Origin of the sequence: Streptomyces sp. NPDC058246 (assembly GCF_042881985.1) — a bacterium.
In the GTDB taxonomy this organism is placed as follows: Bacteria; Actinomycetota; Actinomycetes; order Streptomycetales; family Streptomycetaceae; genus Streptomyces.
In genome coordinates this window covers 41,512-61,017 of record NZ_JBHVWZ010000038.1, presented here as the reverse complement: position 1 = coordinate 61,017, position 19,506 = coordinate 41,512, and the positions used below count along the sequence as shown (strand labels likewise).

The window sequence follows — 19,506 nt, the reverse complement described above, 5'->3', positions numbered from 1 at the left end:
GAGCTTGCAGAGTCTTGCACAGGGGTTCGCATGTCCGCTGAGCGGCCTCTTACAAGGGATTCCGGACCTCAGGCCAGAGGTCACGGGCACGTAACTGTCGGCAGTCCTTGCACTTTTTTGCTGCAAGGTCTTTCGCGGCGCTTGCAACGCTGTTACGTTCACGTCGCCCGGCGGACGCAACGGCGCAGTCGGCAAGTCGGCAAGGGGAGCGGGCGGGACCGCTGCCCCCACCACTCGGGCTTTCACCCTCAAGGAGATCTCATGCGGCGTGGCATAGCGGCCACCGCGCTGGTGGCGTCCTTCGCCCTCGCGGCGACGGCCTGCGGCGGCAGCGACAGCGGCAGCGACAAGTCGGACGGCCCCCTCACCATCACCTGGTGGGACACCTCCAACGCCACCAATGAGGCGCCGACGTACAAGGCCCTGGCCAAGCAGTTCGAGAAGGCCAACCCCACCATCAAGGTCAAGTACGTCAACGTCCCCTTCGACCAGGCGCAGAACAAGTTCGACACCGCCGCCGGCTCCAAGGGCGCCCCGGACATCCTGCGCTCGGAGGTCGGCTGGACGCCGGCGTTCGCGAAGAAGGGCTTCTTCCTGCCGCTCGACGGCACCGAGGCCCTCGCGGACCAGAGCAAGTTCCAGGCGAGCCTGATCAAGCAGGCCCAGTACGACGGCAAGACGTACGGCGTGCCGCTGGTCACCGACACCCTCGCGCTGGTCTACAACAAGGCCCTCTTCAAGAAGGCCGGCATCGACAAGGCGCCCACCACCTGGGCCGAGCTGAAGACCGACGCCGCCACGATCCAGAAGAAGACCGGCGTCGACGGCTACTGGGGCTCGACCCAGGCCTACTACGCGCAGTCGTTCCTCTACGGCGAGGGCACCGACACGGTCGACGCCACCGCCAAGAAGATCACCGTGAACTCGGCCGCCGCGAAGAAGGCGTACGGGACCTGGCAGGGACTGTTCTCCGGCAAGGGCCTGCACAAGGCCGACACCACCGCCGACGCGTACGCCCACATCCAGGACGCGTTCGTCAACGGCAAGGTCGCCGCGATCGTCCAGGGTCCCTGGGAGATCACCAACTTCTACAAGGGCTCGGCCTTCACGGACAAGGCCAACCTCGGTATCGCGACCGTCCCGGCCGGCTCCACCGGCAAGGCGGGCGCCCCGACCGGCGGCCACAACCTCTCCGTGTACGCGGGTTCGGACAAGGCCCACCAGGAGGCCTCGCTGAAGTTCGTGAAGTTCATGACCTCGGCGAAGTCCCAGGAGACGATCGCCCTGAAGAACTCCACGCTGCCGACGCGGGACGACGCCTACACCGCCCAGGTCAAGGCCGACCCCGGAATCGCCGGCTACCAGGGCGTCCTCGCCGCCGCCCAGCCGCGCCCGGCACTGCCCGAGTACAGCTCGCTCTGGGGCCCGCTCGACACCGAGCTGCCGAAGATCGCGGGCGGCAAGGAGTCCCTGGACAAGGGCCTGAGCAACGTGGAGCTCGCGATCGCCAAGCTGGTCCCGGACTTCAGCAAGTAGGTCCGTGTGGCCGTCGGATCCTCCCTGAAGGGGGGGAAGGATCCGGCGGCCATCGGCCTGTGCCGCCACCGCCCCGGCCGCCACTCCGTAGTGTCGTAGAACTTCCAGAAGGTGTCGAACCATGACAGTCGCCATCGACCGAGCGACCGGCAAGCGTCGCGGCGGTGACCGAGCGCCGCGCCCCGGCCGGGTGCAGCGTCTGAAGCACTCGTACCAGAAGTACTGGTACGCGTACGCGATGATCGCCCCGGTGGTCGTCGTGCTCGGCGGGCTGGTGCTCTATCCGCTGGTGCGAGGGCTCTACCTGACGCTCACGGACGCCAACAGCCTCAACTCGGCCCGCACGATCGGCGTCAACCACATCGACGCCACCTACAAGTTCATCGGCCTCGACAACTACAAAGACATCCTGTGGGGCCCGACCTCGTACGACCGCTTCTGGTCGCACTTCATCTGGACGATCGTGTGGACGGCGCTCTGTGTCGCCCTGCACTACTCCATCGGCCTCGGTCTCGCGCTGCTGCTCAACCAGAAGCTGCGCGGTCGCACCTTCTACCGCCTCGTCATGGTCCTGCCATGGGCGGTGCCCACCTTCGTCACCGTCTTCGGCTGGCGTTTCATGCTCGCCGACGGCGGCATCATCAACTCCATGCTCGACGCCGTGCACCTGCCGTCACCGCTGTGGCTGGAGGACACCTTCTGGCAGCGGTTCGCCGCCATCATGGTCAACACCTGGTGCGGTGTGCCGTTCATGATGCTCTCGCTGCTCGGGGGGCTCCAGTCCATCGACTCGACGCTGTACGAGGCCGCGGAGATGGACGGCGCCAACGCCTGGCAGCGGTTCCGGCACGTCACTCTGCCGGGGCTGAGGTCCGTCAGCTCCACCGTCGTCCTTCTCGGCGTCATCTGGACCTTCAACCAGTTCGCCGTCATCTTCCTGCTGTTCGGCAACACCGCCCCGGACGCGCAGATCCTCGTCACCTGGGCCTACTACCTGGGCTTCGGCCAACAGCCGCGCGACTTCGCGCAGTCGGCGGCGTACGGCATTCTGCTGCTGGCCATCCTGATCGTCTTCACCTCCTTCTACCGCCGCTGGCTGAACCGCAATGACCAGCAGCTCGCGATCTGAGGCAGGAGCCCCCATGAGTACCCCGACCCTTCAGACGTCCGCCCCGGCGGACCAGGTCCCCGCGGGCACCGCCCCGGGCAAGGGCCGCCGACGAGGCGAGAACAGCCGCGCCGGCTCCGCCGTCTCCCACGGCATCCTGGTCGTCGCGAGTCTGATCGCGATCTTCCCGATCGCCTGGCTGGTCTTCCTGTCCCTCGGCCCGGACAAGGACGACTATCTGCACCCCGCCGGCATCTGGCACAAGATGACGTTCGACAACTACTCGTTCGTGCTCCTGCACACGAACTTCTTCGAGTGGATGAAGAGTTCGCTCATCGTCTCGTTCGGCACCGCGGTCATCGGCGTCATGGTCGCCGCGACCACCGGCTACGCGGTCTCCCGCATGCGTTTCCCCGGATACCGGAAGTTCATGTGGGTGCTCCTGGTCACCCAGATGTTCCCGATCGCCGTGCTCATCGTGCCGATGTACCAGATCCTCTCGGACCTCCAGCTCATCGACACCTACCTCGGTCTCGTCCTCGTCTACTGCTCGACCGCGGTGCCGTACTGCGCCTGGCTGCTCAAGGGCTACTTCGACACCATCCCGTTCGAGATCGACGAGGCGGGCCGCGTCGACGGACTGAACCCCTTCGGCACCTTCGTACGGCTGATCCTGCCGCTCGCCAAGCCGGGCCTGGCGGTCGCCGCCTTCTACAGCTTCATCACCGCGTTCGGCGAGGTCGCCTTCGCCTCGACGTTCATGCTGGACGACACGAAGTACACCTTCGCCGTCGGTCTGCTGAGCTTCGTCAGCGAGCACGACGCGCAGCGCAACCTGATGGCCGCCACGGCGGTGCTGGTGGCGATACCCGTCTCCGCGTTCTTCTACCTTGTGCAGAAGAATCTGGTGACCGGCCTCACCGCGGGTGGGACGAAGGGCTGACCCTTCCCCACGAGGACTCCCGCGCGCTCACGGCGCGCGGGTGGCGGCCGCGGTGCCCCTCCGACCCCGCCGGCACCGTGGCCGCCTCATTTCCCCGCCCCCCGACGCATCCAAGACCCGAACTCCTCCCCACTCTCGGCTCCACTCGAGCGGGGGGACCCCCATCGCATCAAGGACGCCATGAGCCAGCACTCCGCCGACCAGGCCCCGAACTCCGCTCTCGCCACCGTCGCCGGCCACCGCGACTGGTGGCGCGACGCGGTGATCTACCAGGTCTATCCGCGCAGCTTCGCCGACAGCAACGGCGACGGCATGGGCGACCTGGAGGGCGTACGTTCCCGACTCCCGTACCTGCGCGACCTCGGCGTGGACGCCGTGTGGCTCAGCCCCTTCTATGCCTCGCCGCAGGCCGACGCCGGGTACGACGTGGCGGACTACCGGGCCGTCGACCCCATGTTCGGCAACCTCCTGGACGCCGACGCCCTCATCCGCGACGCCCATGAACTGGGCCTGCGGATCATCGTCGACCTCGTCCCCAACCACTCCTCCGACCAGCACGAGTGGTTCAAGCGGGCCCTGCGCGAGGGCCCCGGCTCGCCGCTGCGGGAGCGCTATCACTTCCGCCCCGGCAAGGGAAAGAACGGCGAACTCCCGCCCAACGACTGGGAGTCCATCTTCGGCGGCCCGGCGTGGACGCGGGTGACCGAGCCGGACGGCACCCCCGGCGAGTGGTACCTGCACCTCTTCGCGCCCGAGCAGCCCGACTTCAACTGGGACCACCCGGCCGTCGGCGACGAGTTCCGCTCCATCCTGCGCTTTTGGCTGGACATGGGAGTGGACGGCTTCCGCATCGACGTCGCCCACGGGCTCGTCAAGGCCGAGGGCCTGCCGGACCTGGGCGACCACGACCAGCTGAAGCTGCTGGGCAACGATGTCATGCCCTTCTTCGACCAGGACGGCGTGCACGCCGTCTACCGGCAGTGGCGCACGATCCTCGACGAGTACGACGGTGAGCGCATCTTCGTCGCCGAGGCGTGGACCCCCACGATCGAGCGCACCGCCAACTACGTGCGCCCCGACGAGCTGCACCAGGCCTTCAACTTCCAGTACCTGGGCACCCATTGGGACGCGGCCGAGCTGCGCTCCGTCATCGACCGCACCCTCGACGCGATGCGCCCGGTGGGCGCCCCCTCCACCTGGGTGCTGTCCAACCACGACGTGACCCGGCACGCCACGCGCTTCGCCAACGAGGCCGGGCTCGGCACCCAGATCCGTACCGCCGGCGACCGGGAACTGGGGCTGCGCCGCGCACGGGCGGCGACCCTGCTGATGCTCGCGCTGCCCGGCTCCGCCTATCTCTACCAGGGCGAGGAACTCGGCCTGCCGGACGTCGTGGACCTGCCGGACGAGGTGCGCCAGGACCCCGCCTACTTCCGGGGCGCCGGCCAGGACGGGTTCCGCGACGGCTGCCGGGTGCCGATCCCCTGGACCCGTACCGGCTCCTCGTACGGCTTCGGCAGCGGCGGCAGCTGGCTGCCGCAGCCCCCCGAGTGGGCCGAGCTGAGCGTCGAGGCGCAGACCGGGGTGGAGGACTCCACTCTGGAGCTGTACCGCGGCGCGCTGGCCGTCCGGCGTGCCGAGGCCGACCTCGGCGCGGGCGACACCGTCACCTGGCTGAAGGCGCCCGAGGGCGTACTCGCCTTCCGTCGCGGCGCGTTCGTCTGCACCGCGAACACCGGGGGCGAGGCCGTGACCGTTCCGGCGTACGGCCGTGTCCTGCTCGCCAGCGGCGAGGTGAGCCTCTCGCGGCACGGTGAGGCGAAGCTGCCCGCGGACACCACCGTGTGGTGGGCGGTCTGACGCACACGTGAGGGGTGCTCCGGTCCCGGGGGGATCGGAGCACCGCCGTCCGCGTCGCTCGCGCTGCTTCCCGCAGTTGTCGGCCGCCACCGCCGACGTGCCGGTCGTGAGGGTGCTGTTGGCGCGAGCCGCCCGGGGGCTGACACCTTGGAGCGTGGGACTGCTGAAGGGGCTGAGTCAATAAGGTAGTTGAAAGTTCTTACGACATCTTGCTGAAACTTGATTGCAAGGGATACCTTCCGGAATCCCCCCACCCGCACAACGAAGTGCAGGAGCAATCACATGGCAAGGAAAACGCTCGCCGCCTCGTTCGCCCTCGCGGCGGGACTGGCGGTCTCGGTGGCCGTCCCCCCGGGTACGGCGGCGGCCTCCCCGCCCGGCACCAAGGACGTCACGGCCGTCCTCTTCGAGTGGAAGTTCGACTCGGTCGCCAGGGAATGCACCAACACACTGGGCCCGGCCGGTTACGGCTACGTCCAGGTGTCCCCGCCCGCCGAGCACATACAGGGCTCGCAGTGGTGGACCTCGTACCAGCCCGTGAGCTACCGGATCGCCGGCCGGCTCGGTGACGCGACCGCGTTCCAGAACATGGTCAGCACGTGTCACGCGGCGGGCGTCAAGGTCGTGGCGGACACGGTGATCAACCACATGGCGGCCGGTTCCGGCACCGGCACCGGCGGCTCTTCGTACACGAAGTACAACTACCCGGGCCTGTACTCCTCGTACGACATGGACGACTGCACCGCCACCATCAGCGACTACACCAACCGTGCCAACGTGCAGAACTGCGAGCTCGTCGGGCTCGCGGACCTGGACACCGGCGAGGAGTACGTCCGCAAGACGATCGCCGGGTACATGAACACCCTGCTCGGCTACGGCGTCGACGGCTTCCGGATCGACGCGGCCAAGCACATACCGGCGACCGACCTCGCCAACATCAAGTCGCGGCTGAGCAATCCGTCGGTGTACTGGAAGCAGGAGGTCATCTACGGCTCCGGCGAGGCCGTCCAGCCGACCGAGTACACGGGCAACGGCGACGTCCAGGAGTTCCGGTACGCGTACGACCTCAAGCGGGTCTTCAACAACGAGAACCTCGCCTATCTGAAGAACTACGGCGAGGGCTGGGGCTATATGAGCAGCTCGGTCGCGGGCGTCTTCGTCGACAACCACGACACCGAGCGCAACGGGTCGACCCTGAACTACAAGGACGGCGCGAACTACACCCTGGCGAACGTCTTCATGCTCGCCTATCCGTACGGCGCCCCCGACATCAACTCCGGCTACGAGTGGTCCGACGCGGACGCCGGCCCGCCCAACGGCGGTACCGTCAACGCCTGTTGGCAGGACGGCTGGAAGTGCCAGCACGCCTGGCCGGAGATCAAGTCGATGGTCGCCTTCCGCAACACCACCCGCGGCCAGTCCCTCAGCAACTGGTGGGACGACGGCGCCGACGCCATCGCGTTCGGCCGTGGCAGCAAGGGCTATGTGGCCATCAACCACGAGTCCTCCACCCTGACCCGGACGTACACCACCTCGCTCGCCGCGGGCACGTACTGCAACGTCCAGAACAACACGAGCGTCACCGTGAACAGTTCGGGCCAGTTCACGGCGACCCTGGGCGCCAACACGGCACTGGCGATCTACGCCGGCAAGTCCAGCTGCTGAAAGCCCTTGCCGCACCTTGCAAGACTCTTGCTGTAAACCTTGCGTGAGCGATACGGTCACGCGGGCGTTCGGCACCGAAGCCGGAACGCAGCGCGGGGTCGGACCCGAGTACGCCGTAATCGCTAGGAGTTCACACCTGTGGACCTGATACCGAGAGGGCCGGCGCGCCGCCCCGGCCGCTTCAGGCTGCGCGCAGCCGTCCTCGCCGCCGCGCTGGCCGTATCGCTCGCACAACCCCTCGCCGCGCGGGCCGAGACCCCGCCGGCGCCCCCCTCCGACGCGAAGCTCGCCGCCGCGCCCGCCCGGCACGACGACACCCGCGAGCAGTTCTACTTCGTGCTGCCGGACCGGTTCGCCAACGGCGACACCTCCAACGACGAGGGCGGTCTCACCGGGTCACGCCTGGCGACCGGCTACGACCCCACCGACAAGGGCTTCTACCAGGGCGGCGACCTCAAGGGCCTGACCAAGAGGCTCGACTACATCAAGGGGCTCGGCACCACCGCCATCTGGATGGCGCCGATCTTCAAGAACCAGCCCGTGCAGGGCACCGGCAAGGACGCCTCGGCCGGCTACCACGGCTACTGGATCACCGACTTCACCCAGGTCGACCCGCACTTCGGCACCAACAAGGACCTGGAGACGCTGATCTCCAAGGCCCATGCCAAGGGCATGAAGGTCTTCTTCGACGTCATCACCAACCACACCGCCGACGTCGTCGACTACGAGGAGAAGTCCTACGACTACCTCTCCAAGGGAGCCTTCCCGTATCTGACCAAGGACGGTGTGCCCTTCGACGACGCCGACTACGCGGACGGCACCTCCAAGTTCCCGGCCGTCGACACCGACTCCTTCCCCCGCACCCCGACCGTGCCGGCCGCGAAGAAGAACACCAAGGTCCCGTCGTGGCTCAACGACCCGACGATGTACCACAACCGCGGTGACTCCACCTTCGCCGGCGAGAGCTCCACGAACGGCGACTTCTCCGGCCTCGACGACCTGTGGACCGAGCGTCCCGAGGTCGTCGGCGGCATGGAGAAGATCTACGAGCGGTGGGTGCGCGACTTCGGCGTCGACGGCTTCCGGATCGACACCGTGAAGCACGTGAACATGGAGTTCTGGACGCAGTGGGCCACCGCGCTCGACAAGTACGCGGCCGAGCGGGGCCGGAAGAACTTCTTCATGTTCGGCGAGGTCTACTCCGCCGACACGTCGATCACCTCCCCGTACGTCACCCAGGGCCGGCTCGACGCCACCCTCGACTTCCCCTTCCAGGACGCGGCACGTTCGTACGCCTCCCAGGGCGGCAGCGCCAAAAAGCTCGCCTCGGTCTTCGGTGACGACTACAAGTACACGACCGACAAGGCCAACGCGTACGAGCAGGTCACCTTCCTCGGCAACCATGACATGGGCCGCATCGGGTACTTCCTGAACCAGGACAACCCCAAGGCGACCGACGCTCAGCTGCTCGCCAAGGACAGGCTCGCCAACGAGCTGATGTTCCTCAGCCGCGGCAACCCCGTCGTCTACTACGGCGACGAGCAGGGCTTCACCGGCGCGGGCGGCGACAAGGACGCCCGCCAGACGATGTTCGCCTCCAAGGTCGCCGACTACCTCGACGACGACGAGATCGGCACCGACCGCACGCACGCGAGCGACGCGTACGACACGAGTGCACCGCTCTACAAGGAGATCGCCGCTCTCTCCAAGCTCCGCAAGGACAACCCGGCGCTCGCGGACGGCGTGCAGACGGAGCGGTACGCCGCCGACGGCGCGGGCGTGTACGCCTTCTCGCGTACGAGCACCGGCACCGACAGGACCGAGTACGTCGTCGCCGTCAACAACGCGGGCGAGGCGAAGACGGCGACCTTCGCCACCGGTTCCGCCGACACGGCCTTCCAGGGGATCTACGGGACCTCGTCCCGGCTGACGAGCGACGCCGACAAGAACGTCACGCTCACCGTCCCGGCCGGTTCCGCCATCGTCCTCAAGGCGGCTCGACCGCTCGGCGCCCCTGCCGCGAAGCCGTCGCTCACCCTGAAGGCGCCGGACGCGGGCGCGACCGGCACCGTCGAGCTCGGCGCCGACGTCACCGGCGGTCAGCTCAATCGCGTCGTCTTCGCCGCCCAGGTCGGCAACGGAAAGTGGCGGACCCTCGGCTCCGCCGACCACGCCCCGTACAAGGTCACGCAGGTCATCGGCAAGGACGTACCGGCCGGAACGGTCCTACGCTACAAGGCGGTCGTGGTCGACTCGGCCGGGCGCACGGCGAGCGCGACGGCCGCCGGCACGACGGGCAGCCCGCCCGCCGAAGAGGTCCCGACGGCCTCCTCGCGGGACTACGCGATCGTCCACTACAAGCGTACCGACGGCGACTACACCGACTGGCGGCTCTACGCCTGGGGCGACCTCGCCGACGGCGAGTCGACGACCTGGCCCGCGGGACACGACTTCATCGGCCGTGACGCCTACGGGGCCTTCGCCTACGTGAAGCTGAAGCCGGGCGCCTCCAGCGTCGGTTTCCTGGTCATCGACAAGGACGGCAACAAGGACGTCTCCGCCGACCGCACGATCGACGTCACGAAGACCGGCGAGGTCTGGGTCGAGCAGGGCAAGGAAGCCGTACGGACCGAACGGCCCGACTACCCGGCGCAGGACAAGACCAAGGCGGTCCTGCACTACCACCGTGCCGACGGCGACTACACCGGCTGGGGACTGCACGTCTGGACGGGCGCCGCGACGCCCACGGACTGGTCGAAGCCGCTGGAGCCGGTGCGGACCGACGCCTACGGCGCGGTGTTCGAGGTGCCGCTCGCCGAGGGTGCCACCAGCCTCAGCTACATCATCCACAAGGGCGACGAGAAGGACCTCCCGACCGACCAGTCGCTCGACCTCACCGCGAACGGCCACGAGGTGTGGCTGGTGAACGGCCAGGAGAAGTACCTGCTCCCGCAGCCCGCGGGCAGCGCGGCCGCGCTCGACCTGACCACCTCCAAGGCGGTCTGGATCGACCGGAACACGGTCGCCTGGAACGGCTCCGAGGCCGCGGCCTCCACTCAATTGCTGTACTCCCGCGACGGCTCGATCGCGGTCAAGGACGGGACGCTGACCAGCGACGACGAACGCTGGATCCGGCTGTCCAGGACCAGCCTGACCGACGCCCAGAAGGCCGCGTTCCCGCACCTCAAGGACTACACCGCCTGGTCCGTCGACCCGCGCGACCGCGACCGGGTGCGCGAGGCGCTGAGCGGTCAGCTCGTCGCCTCGCAACGGGCTGCAGGCGGCGCCGTGCTCGCGGCGACCGGCGTCCAGATCGCCGGCGTACTGGACGATCTGTACGACGCGACCAAGGCGCAGCTGGGTCCGACGTTCCGCGACGGGCGTCCCACGCTGGCCGTGTGGGCGCCGACCGCGCAGAGCGTGGCACTGGAGCTCGACGGCTCCACGGTCGCCATGAAGAGGAACGACACCACCGGCGTCTGGTCGGTCACCGGCGCGAAGTCCTGGCGGAACAAGCCCTACCGGTACGTCGTCAAGGTGTGGGCGCCCACCGTCCACAAGGTCGTCACCAACAAGGTCACCGACCCCTACTCGGTGGCCCTGACCGCCGACTCCGAGCGCAGCCTGGTCGTCGACCTCGGCGCCAAGTCCCTTGCCCCGAGCGGCTGGTCGCACCTCGAGAAGCCGAAGGCCGTGCCGCTGAAGGACGCCCAGATCCAGGAGCTGCACATCCGGGACTTCTCGGTGCAGGACACGACCGTCCCCGCCAAGGACCAGGGCACCTACCTCGCCTTCACCGACAAGAACAGCGACGGCTCGAAGCACCTGAAGCAGCTGGCCAGGTCCGGGACGTCGTATGTGCACCTGCTGCCCGCCTTCGACATCGCGACGATCCCCGAGAAGAAGTCCGACCAGGCGAGGACCGACTGCGCCCTCGCCTCCTACGCGGCCGACTCCCAGAAGCAGCAGGAATGCGTGGCGAAGACCGCCGCGAAGGACGCGTACAACTGGGGCTACGACCCGTACCACTACACGGTGCCGGAAGGCTCGTACGCGACCGACCCCGACGGCACCGCGCGCACGGTCCAGTTCCGCAAGATGGTCAAGTCGCTGAACGAGGACGGCCTGCGGGTCGTCATGGACGTGGTCTACAACCACACGGCCGCCAGTGGTCAGGCGGACACCTCCGTGCTCGACAGGATCGTGCCCGGCTACTACCAGCGGCTCCTCGCCGACGGATCCGTCGCCACCTCCACTTGCTGCGCGAACACCGCCACCGAGAACGCCATGATGGGCAAGCTGGTGGTCGACTCGATCGTCACCTGGGCCAAGGAGTACAAGGTCGACGGCTTCCGCTTCGACCTCATGGGTCACCAGCCGAAGGCCAACATCCTCGCGGTCCGCAAGGCCCTCGACGCGCTGACCCCGCAGAAGGACGGCGTCGACGGCAAGAAGATCATCCTGTACGGCGAGGGCTGGAACTTCGGCGAGGTCGCCGACGACGCCCGATTCGTGCAGGCCACCCAGAAGAACATGGCCGGGACCGGGATCGCGACCTTCTCCGACCGGGCGCGTGACGCCGTACGCGGCGGCAGCCCCTTCGACAGCGACCCGGGCGTCCAGGGTTTCGCGTCCGGCCTCTACACCGACCCCAACTCCTCGACCGCGAACGGCACATCGGCCGAGCAGAAGGCGCGGCTCCTGCACTACCAGGACCTCATCAAGATCGGTCTGACCGGCAACCTCGCCACGTACCGCTTCACCGACTCCGACGGCAAGGAGGTCAAGGGCTCCGAGGTCGACTACAACGGGCAGCCCGCCGGATACGCGGACGCGCCGGGTGACGCGCTCGCGTACGCCGACGCGCACGACAACGAGTCCCTGTACGACGCGCTCACCTACAAGCTGCCCGCCGCCACGAGCGCGGGCGACCGGGCCCGGATGCAGGTCCTCGCCATGGCGACGGCCACCCTCTCGCAGGGCCCGGCCCTCTCCCAGGCGGGCTCGGACCTGCTCCGCTCCAAGTCCCTCGACCGCAACTCGTTCGACAGCGGCGACTGGTTCAACGCCATCCACTGGAACTGCCAGGACGGCAACGGCTTCGGGCGCGGGCTGCCGATGGCGGCCGACAACCAGTCCAAGTGGCCCTACGCCACACCGCTGTTGACCTCCGTCAGGGTGGGCTGCGAGCAGATCGAGGGCGCCTCCGCCGCATACCAGGAGCTGCTGAAGATCCGTACGACCGAGCGCGTCTTCGGACTCTCCACGGCCGGCCAGGTGCAGTCCAAGCTCTCCTTCCCGCTGTCCGGGAAGGACGAGACGCCCGGGGTGATCACGATGGAGCTCGGCGACCTCGTCGTCGTCTTCAACGCGACGCCCGACAAGCGTGAGCAGACGATCGGCGCGCTGGCCGGGACGGCGTACGCGCTGCATCCGGCGCAGGCGTCGGGCGCGGACCCTATCGTCAAATCCTCGTCCTACGCGGCGAAAACGGGCACGTTCGCCGTTCCGGGCCGTACGGTGGCGGTTTTCGCCCGAACCTCGTCATAGCGGACTAGTTTGCTGGGGGCAGGCCGGAGAGCCCGGTCTGTCCCCATCACCCGTGCCCCGAGGGACTGTTCCCATGGACGGCTACGACATGGACGGCGACGACATCGAGCCGACCGACGCGGTGGACGGCGACTCCACCGTGATGGTGGTCGACGACACGGCGGCCAACCGCTACGCGCTGGGCGCCCTGCTCCGCCGCGCCGGGCACCGTGTCATCCCGGTGGCCAGCGCCGGCGAGGCGCTCGTCGAACTCGATGTACGGCTGCGCGCGGGCCTCCTGCCCGACGTGGCGCTGGTGGACGTCGGCCTGCCCGACATGACGGGCTTCGAGCTGTGCCGCAGACTCAAGGCGCGGCCGCCCACGGCCGGCCTGCCCGTCGTGCACTTCTCCGCCATGTCCGCGGGCCCCGCCGACCGTTGCCGGGGACTGGACGCGGGCGGCGACGCCTACTTGGCGGTGCCCGCGGAACCCGAGGAGATCCAGGCGGTCGTACGCGCCGCGGTGCGCGGAGCCAGGATGCGCACGGGCGCCGAGACGCTCGTACGACGGCTGACGCTGCTGTCCGAGACGATCGCCGCCGTCCAGACGGCGCGCTGCATGCGGGAACTCGCCGACGCCGCGGCCGAGGGCACCGCGCGGCTCACCGGCGCACCGGCCGCCGTGTTCGTCCTCGCCGAGGACGGCGAGCTGTACCGGGGCATGTCCCCGAGCAGGGCGCGGGCGGCACTGCCGGACCCCGGCGCGCACCAGGCCGTGGCCCGGCTGATCCGGCACGCCACCGCCGGACGCACCGGGGTGCGCCGCACCGTCGTGCCCGCCCCGCTGTGGCCCGCGGGCTTCTTCCGGCCCGGCGCGCCCGACGACGCGCGCCTCGTGCTGGCCCAGTCCCAGGACGGCCGGACACCGGTGTGCCTCGCCACGCCCGCGCGCGCCGACCGCGAGGCACCGCCGGAGACCGGCGCCCTGGTGGCCCGGCTCGCCCGCGCCACCGCGCTGGCCGCCGAACCGCTGCTCATGTACCAGGCCGAACGGCATATCGCGCTGACCCTGCAACACAGCTTCCTGCCACAGCAGTTGCCCGAGCTGCCGGGCGTCGACGTGGTCGTCCGCTATGAGCCCGCCTCCCGGCAGACCGAGATCGGCGGCGACTTCTACGCGGCGCTGCACACGGCGGGCGGGGTGCTCACGGCCGTCGGTGACGTCGTCGGGCACTCGCTGGAGGCGGCCACCGTGATGGTCGAGATCCGGCACGCGCTGCGCGCCCACTGCGTCGAGGAGTCCGACCCCGGGGTGCTGGCCCGGCGGCTGGACCGGATGCTCCAGCACTACCACCCCGACGTCACCACCACCGTCTGTCTGGCCCTGGTCGACCCGGTGAGCGGGCGGACCCGGATCGCCAACGCGGGCCACATCCCGCCGCTGATCGTCGCCGCCGACGGCACCGCCGGCTACGTCAAGGCGCACGGCCCGCTGCTCGGCCTCGGCCTGGACCGGCCGCCGCCCACCGAGGTGACCCTGAAGCCCGCGGACCGGCTCCTCATGGTCACCGACGGCCTCATCGAGACCCGCGGCATCGACCTGGAGGTCTCCATGGAACAGCTGCGCACCGCCGCGGCGGTCGCCCCGCCCGGCACGGCGGCCCTCTGCGACACCCTGCTCGACTGCTTCGGCCGGGACCGGGAGGACGACATCGCGCTGCTGGCGCTACGACTGGAATGACGATTCGAGCGCTGCGGCTCGGGGCCTGTCCGGCGGATCACGCCGGAGACGCGGGACAGGCCCTAGGGTGACCGGGAGATCCCTGGAACAGGAGTGCCCATGCCGCAGATCACCGTCGACTACTCCGCGCCGCTGGAGGACGCCTTCGACCGGCGCGGGTTCGCGCTGGCGCTGCACGCGGAGGTGGTCGAGACGGCCGCCGCGAAGATCGGCGCGTGCAAGACGCAGTTCCGCCGGACCGAGGACACCGTGGTGGGCGCCGACACCGACGGGCACGCCATCGTCCACGTGACCCTCGCTCTCCTGGCCGGACGCACCGACGAGACCAAGGTGAAACTGACCGAGGCCGTGCTGGAACTGCTGAGGACGTATGTGAAGCCGGCCGGGGGACTGGAGCTGCACGCCTCCGCCGAGGTGCGCGACCTCGATCCGTCGTACCGGAAATTCGAGGCGTAGCCCTCAGGGGTCAGTGGTTACGCCGCCGGGGGCGACGCCAACGAGATCAGCCGGACGACGAGGTCGCTGAACGGCCCGTCGCCCGGCTCGTCCTTGAGCCCCCTGCGCAGCAGCTCGCTCATCTCCTCGTCGTACGCGGCGCTCACCGCCGCCAGCGCCGCGAAGTCGTGCACGAGCTGCACCTCCAGCTCGCCGCGCGGAATCCGCCGCCCGTCCAGCCAGATCAGCGCCGTCGACTCGACGAGCGAGATCCAGGAGCGGATCACCAGCTCCAGACGGGCGGGCGGGTTCTCGACTTTGAGATGCGAAAGGATCTGGACATACGCGGCCTGCCGTACGGCGTCGATCAGGGCGTTGGTGGTGGAGGAGCCGACCGCGGGGCCGCCCCGCATCAATGCGGCGAAACCGGGCCCGTGGTCGTCCACGAAGTCGAAGAACCGGCGCATCACCCGCAGCAGCCGCGCCCCCAGCGGGCCGTCCTGCGGCTCCACGAACCGGCTCGCGAGATCGTCCGACGCACGCTGCAACGCCGCCTCGTACAGGCTGAGTTTGCCGGGGAAGTAGTGGTAGACCAGCGGTCGTGAGATGCCCGCGGCCGAGGCTATCTCGTCGATGGAGACCTCGTCGGGCGAGCGTCGGCTGAACAGTTCGAGGGCGACGCCGATCAGCTGCTGCCGTCGTTCCTCGACACCCATCCTGCGGCGTACCCCGGTAGTCATACGAACACCTTACCGATCGGATCCGGCCCGGAACGGGCCGGTCCGGCCACGGTCGTTCACATGTCCAACACGATTCTCTCACCGCGTGCCCGCGATACACAGATCAGCATCGAGTCGCCACGCTCCGCATCCGTCAGCAGTTCGTCCCGGTGCTCGATCTCCCCTTCCAGCACCCGCTGTTGGCAGGTCCCGCAGAACCCCTGCTCGCAGGAGTACACGGTGCCCGGCAGTTCCGCGCGCACGGCGGCCAGCACGGTGGAGCCGGCGGACACGGTCACCGTGCGTCCACTGCGGCGCAGTTCCACCTCGAAGGCGCTGTTGCCCTCGCTCGACGTGACCGGTGCGAAGCGCTCCAGATGGAGCGCCGCCCCGTCCGGGACGCGGGCCTCGACTTCTTCCATCAGCCCCTTCGGGCCGCAGCAGTAGACCGCCGTGCCCTCGGGCAGATCCGCCAGCAGCGCGTCCAGGTCCGGCCGCCCGTCCGCGTCCTCGGCGACGACGGTGACCGTGCCGCCGGGCAGCTTCTCGATCTCCTCCAGGAACGGCATCGAGGCGCGTGTCCGCCCGCCGTACAGCAGCCGCCAGTCCACGCCGTCCCGCTGGGCGGCCCGCAGCATCGGCAGGACCGGCGTGATCCCGATACCGCCGACCACGAAGACATACGCGGGGGCCGCTACCAGGGGGAACCGATTCCGCGGCCCGCGCACCTCGACCTCCATGCCCTCCAAGAGCCGCTCGTGGACCTCGCGCGAGCCGCCCCGCCCGTCCTCGACCAGCCGGACCGCGACGGTGTACGACGAGGTGTCCTCCGGGTCCCCGCACAGCGAGTACTGCCGTACGAGGCCCGACGGCAGCACCAGATCGAGGTGCGCGCCCGGCTCCCAGCCCGGCAGGTCCCGCCCTTCCAGGCGCAGTTGTACGACACCGTCGGCGACCCGCTCGTGCCCGGCGACCAGCAGCCGCAGGGCCCGCGATCGCGGCCGGCCGGAGATCGGGTTCTCCAGGGCGGGCAGCGGCCACAGGGGCGAGGTCCCGATCCGGCGCCGCATCGCGCGCCTGACGAGCAGGGCCCCACCGGCGACGGCCACGACGGTCCGCAGCCGGGGCATCACGCCACCCCCCGTTCCGCCGCCGTCGCCGCGGGGGAGGAGGCGAGATAGGCGACGGCCTGTTCGGTGGAGCCCTCCTGGGAGGGGTGATAGGTGCGGCTGAGATAGCGGGGTATGGACCTCAGCATGTCCCCGGTCGAGGGCAGCACCGCCCGCTTCCCGCTGACGTAGAAGTCCTTGAAGCTCGCCCTGCCCGCCGCCAGTGTCGGATCGTTCTCCATGAAGAACCGGGCTCCGCGCTGCCACAGGAAGACCAGCGCGGTGAACGCGGTCGCCCAGGTCCGCGCACGCCGCCGGTAGCTCCCGTCGACGTGCAGGAAGAGCTCGAAGGCCACGGACCGGTGCTCGACCTCCTCCGCGCCGTGCCAGCGCAGCAGGTCCAGCATGGTCGGATCAGCGCCCCGCCGGTCCAACTCCTCCGCGTTCAGTACCCAGTTGCCGAGGAAGGCGGTGTAGTGCTCGATCGCCGCGATGATCGCGACGCGCTCCATCAGCCACCATGTGCGGGCCTTGCCGGGCGGCAGGGTGCGGTCGCCGAGCAGCTTCTCGAAGAGCCAGTCGACCTGGGCGGTGTACGGCGTCGGGTCGAGCCCCAGTTCCTTGAGGTGCGGCAGCACCTCGTCGTGCGCCTGCGAGTGCATCGCCTCCTGCCCGATGAACCCGATGACGTCCTCGCGCAGCCGCTCGTCCCGGATGTAGGGCAGCACCTGCTTGTACACATGCACGAACCAGCGTTCACCGGCCGGCAGCAGCAGATGCAGCACGTTGATGGTGTGCGAGGCGAAGGGCTCCCCCGGAACCCAGTGCAGGGGCGTGTCCTCCCAGGAGAACGACACCTTGCGCGCCTTGAGCGCCGTCCGCTCGGACTCGACCGGCCGGGGCAGCCGGGTCTGCTTGTTAGACATGCCGTCAATGTACTGATGAGTAAGTCCGTGGGGAACCCTCGTGCGGGGACGGAGTCGGAACCCTCGTACGGAGACGGACCCGGAGTGCGGGGACGGAGTCGGAACCCTCGTACGGAGACGGACCCGGAGTGCGGGGACGGAGTCGGAACGCTCGTACGGGGAGGGACCCGGAACCCTCGTACGGAGACGGGCCCGGAACCTTCGTGCGGAGACGGATCCGGAACGCGCCGAGAGCGACCCGGGGGCGTACGCACAGACGGACTCATGGATTCCGTACAACCAAACCCGCGGCACGCGGGTCACTTACGCGCCAACCCGCACGAACACCAACGGGAGACCCTTCGGTGCACCTGCCCCTCAGACGTGTCCTCGCCTGCGCCGCCACGGCCGCCCTGGCCGGCGGCGGCCTCGTCGCCACCTCCGCCCCCGCCGCCACGGCGGCCCCGGCCAAGCGGCTCGTGGACGACTTCAACGGCGACGGCTACGGCGACGTGGTCCTGAACCTGCGCCTGTACTCCACGGCCACGCTCGACAAGAGCGGCGCCGTCCTGGTGCTCTACGGGTCGCCGAGCGGTCTCAGCCGCACGCACCGCACGCTGATCACCGAGAGCACCGCCGGGGTGCCCGGCACCGCCGAGTCCGCCGACTGGTTCGGCGAGGCCACCACGACGGGCGACTTCGACGGCGACGGCTATGCGGACCTGGCGGTCTCGGCTCCCGGCGAGGACTACACCTCCGGCGCCACCTCCTGGAAGGACGCCGGTCAGGTCAAGCTGATCTGGGGCGGCCCGAACGGCCTGACCCACCACGGTGCCACGACCGTCAAGCTGGGCACCCCCGCGGTCCAGGGGCTGCTGGCCGGCATGGACCTCGCGTCCGGCGATTTCAACGGCGACGGCAAGCGGGACCTCGCCGTCGGCAACGGCCGTGGCGGCGAGGCCGGATCGGTGCTCTTCGGCCCGATCGACCGCACCGGCGCTCCCGCGTCGCGCAAGCCGCTGGGCCTGGACACCGGCGAGCCCCACTACGCCGACACCATGCTCGCCACCGGCGACCTGACCGGCGACGGCCTCACCGATCTGCTGGTGTCCTGGGACACCGGAACGCTGAAGAGCACACACGGGATCCATCTGCTGCGCGGCGGCGCCGGCGGTTTCACGAATGCCGGGTACCTCAAGGATGCCAACGGGGCCACGATCGACCACCGTGAGAGCGAACGACTGGCCACCGGCGACCTCGACCGCGACGGCCACGACGACGTGATCGTCCCGCAGCCCTTCGCCCTCGGCCACAAGGGCGAGTTCCTCGTCGTCTACGGAGCGGCGAACGGCCAGGACCCGGCCCGCAAGCCGGTGCACTTCAGCCAGGACACGCCCGGCGTGCCGGACACGAACTCCGACGGCGGCTCGGACCACTTCGGCAAGCAGGTCGCCGTCGGCGACGTCGACGCGGACGGCTATCCGGACGTGATCGCCACCAGCCCCGACGAGAACCACAGTCAGCTGACCAATCCCGGCAAGGTGACCGTCCTGCGCGGCGGTCCCGGCGGCCTGACCGGAACGGGCGCCACCGCGTTCACCCAGAACACCCCGGGCGTGCCGGGCTCCTCGATCGGTGAGGGCGGCTTCGGCATGGGCGCCAAGGCCACCGACGTGAACGGCGACGGTCGAGCCGACGCGCTGATCGGCGTGCACGCCGTCGACGAGGTCGGAGTGAGCAGCCACGCCGGCGGCCTGTGGGTGCTGCCGGGCAGCGCCACCGGCACCACGGCCACCGGCTCGAAGGGCTTCACACCGGTCGACCTCGGTCTGCCGCGGGACGGTTACCTGTACGTGGGCTGGTCCTTCAACCGCTGACGGGCCGACGGCCCCGAGGAGGCGCACCCACTGCGGTGCGCCCACCGCAGTGCGCCCACCGCAGTGCACCAACCGCAGT

At 69.4% G+C, this 19,506-nt stretch carries 12 protein-coding genes; 9 read left to right on the top strand and 3 right to left on the bottom strand.

The window, feature by feature from the left end; genetic code table 11:
* The first annotated feature begins 261 nt into the window (after positions 1-261).
* The 8 genes from ACFVXA_RS35665 (at position 262) to ACFVXA_RS35630 (ending at position 14,838) form a co-directional block, all read left to right on the top strand.
* Positions 262-1,536 carry an extracellular solute-binding protein gene (locus tag ACFVXA_RS35665; RefSeq protein ID WP_362026192.1) on the top strand — a complete coding sequence of 425 codons (1,275 nt, stop codon included), beginning with the start codon at positions 262-264 and terminating at the stop codon, positions 1,534-1,536.
* Positions 1,537-1,657: 121 nt separating this feature from the next.
* Positions 1,658-2,665: a sugar ABC transporter permease gene (locus ACFVXA_RS35660; protein ID WP_362026195.1), complete on the top strand. Its 1,008-nt coding sequence runs from the start codon at positions 1,658-1,660 to the stop codon at positions 2,663-2,665.
* A gap of 13 nt (positions 2,666-2,678) precedes the next feature.
* On the top strand, positions 2,679-3,587 hold the full coding sequence (locus ACFVXA_RS35655) for a sugar ABC transporter permease (RefSeq protein ID WP_383908731.1): 909 nt from the start codon (positions 2,679-2,681) through the stop codon (positions 3,585-3,587).
* Between the two features lie 180 nt (positions 3,588-3,767).
* Positions 3,768-5,447: a glycoside hydrolase family 13 protein gene (locus ACFVXA_RS35650; protein WP_389514335.1), complete on the top strand. Its 1,680-nt coding sequence runs from the start codon at positions 3,768-3,770 to the stop codon at positions 5,445-5,447.
* Between the two features lie 282 nt (positions 5,448-5,729).
* The gene (locus tag ACFVXA_RS35645) at positions 5,730-7,112 is read left to right on the top strand and encodes an alpha-amylase family protein (protein WP_362026204.1); all 1,383 of its coding nucleotides are present in this window, start codon (positions 5,730-5,732) and stop codon (positions 7,110-7,112) included.
* A 144-nt stretch (positions 7,113-7,256) separates the two neighbouring features.
* Entirely contained in the window at positions 7,257-12,662 is a 5,406-nt protein-coding gene (pulA, locus tag ACFVXA_RS35640) for a pullulanase-type alpha-1,6-glucosidase (protein WP_390028297.1), read from the top strand.
* Positions 12,663-12,735: 73 nt separating this feature from the next.
* On the top strand, positions 12,736-14,382 hold the full coding sequence (locus ACFVXA_RS35635; RefSeq protein ID WP_384024334.1) for a SpoIIE family protein phosphatase: 1,647 nt from the start codon (positions 12,736-12,738) through the stop codon (positions 14,380-14,382).
* Between the two features lie 99 nt (positions 14,383-14,481).
* On the top strand, positions 14,482-14,838 hold the full coding sequence (locus ACFVXA_RS35630) for a 5-carboxymethyl-2-hydroxymuconate Delta-isomerase (protein ID WP_390028287.1): 357 nt from the start codon (positions 14,482-14,484) through the stop codon (positions 14,836-14,838).
* A 17-nt stretch (positions 14,839-14,855) separates the two neighbouring features.
* Here the strand turns inward: ACFVXA_RS35630 and ACFVXA_RS35625 are convergent, their stop codons facing one another.
* Genes ACFVXA_RS35625 through ACFVXA_RS35615 form a run of 3 tightly spaced genes read right to left on the bottom strand, consistent with a single transcriptional unit; the run spans position 14,856 to position 17,571 of the window.
* Positions 14,856-15,557: a TetR/AcrR family transcriptional regulator gene (locus tag ACFVXA_RS35625; protein WP_362026217.1), complete on the bottom strand. Its 702-nt coding sequence runs from the start codon at positions 15,555-15,557 to the stop codon at positions 14,856-14,858.
* Between the two features lie 56 nt (positions 15,558-15,613).
* Positions 15,614-16,666, bottom strand: a complete 1,053-nt coding sequence (locus ACFVXA_RS35620) for a PDR/VanB family oxidoreductase (protein ID WP_390028285.1) — start codon at positions 16,664-16,666, stop codon at positions 15,614-15,616.
* Positions 16,666-17,571 carry a metal-dependent hydrolase gene (locus ACFVXA_RS35615; protein ID WP_384024330.1) on the bottom strand — a complete coding sequence of 302 codons (906 nt, stop codon included), beginning with the start codon at positions 17,569-17,571 and terminating at the stop codon, positions 16,666-16,668. The genes ACFVXA_RS35620 and ACFVXA_RS35615 overlap by 1 nt, the downstream gene beginning before the upstream one ends.
* A 344-nt stretch (positions 17,572-17,915) precedes the next feature.
* Between ACFVXA_RS35615 and ACFVXA_RS35610 the strand changes: the two genes are divergently transcribed.
* Complete coding sequence (locus ACFVXA_RS35610) at positions 17,916-19,427, top strand: FG-GAP-like repeat-containing protein (RefSeq protein WP_389471527.1); 1,512 nt, start codon at positions 17,916-17,918, stop codon at positions 19,425-19,427.
* Positions 19,428-19,506 lie beyond the last annotated feature (79 nt).

What these genes read in the sequence shown, in the direction of transcription:
- ACFVXA_RS35635 (WP_384024334.1), top strand. Translation starts at nt 12,736, where the DNA reads ATGGACGGCTACGACATGGACGGCGACGACATCGAGCCGACCGACGCG.
- ACFVXA_RS35620 (WP_390028285.1), bottom strand. Translation starts at nt 16,666, where the DNA reads ATGCCCCGGCTGCGGACCGTCGTGGCCGTCGCCGGTGGGGCCCTGCTC.
- ACFVXA_RS35665 (WP_362026192.1), top strand. Translation starts at nt 262, where the DNA reads ATGCGGCGTGGCATAGCGGCCACCGCGCTGGTGGCGTCCTTCGCCCTC.
- ACFVXA_RS35650 (WP_389514335.1), top strand. Translation starts at nt 3,768, where the DNA reads ATGAGCCAGCACTCCGCCGACCAGGCCCCGAACTCCGCTCTCGCCACC.
- ACFVXA_RS35630 (WP_390028287.1), top strand. Translation starts at nt 14,482, where the DNA reads ATGCCGCAGATCACCGTCGACTACTCCGCGCCGCTGGAGGACGCCTTC.
- ACFVXA_RS35660 (WP_362026195.1), top strand. Translation starts at nt 1,658, where the DNA reads ATGACAGTCGCCATCGACCGAGCGACCGGCAAGCGTCGCGGCGGTGAC.
- ACFVXA_RS35615 (WP_384024330.1), bottom strand. Translation starts at nt 17,571, where the DNA reads ATGTCTAACAAGCAGACCCGGCTGCCCCGGCCGGTCGAGTCCGAGCGG.
- ACFVXA_RS35625 (WP_362026217.1), bottom strand. Translation starts at nt 15,557, where the DNA reads ATGACTACCGGGGTACGCCGCAGGATGGGTGTCGAGGAACGACGGCAG.
- ACFVXA_RS35645 (WP_362026204.1), top strand. Translation starts at nt 5,730, where the DNA reads ATGGCAAGGAAAACGCTCGCCGCCTCGTTCGCCCTCGCGGCGGGACTG.
- ACFVXA_RS35655 (WP_383908731.1), top strand. Translation starts at nt 2,679, where the DNA reads ATGAGTACCCCGACCCTTCAGACGTCCGCCCCGGCGGACCAGGTCCCC.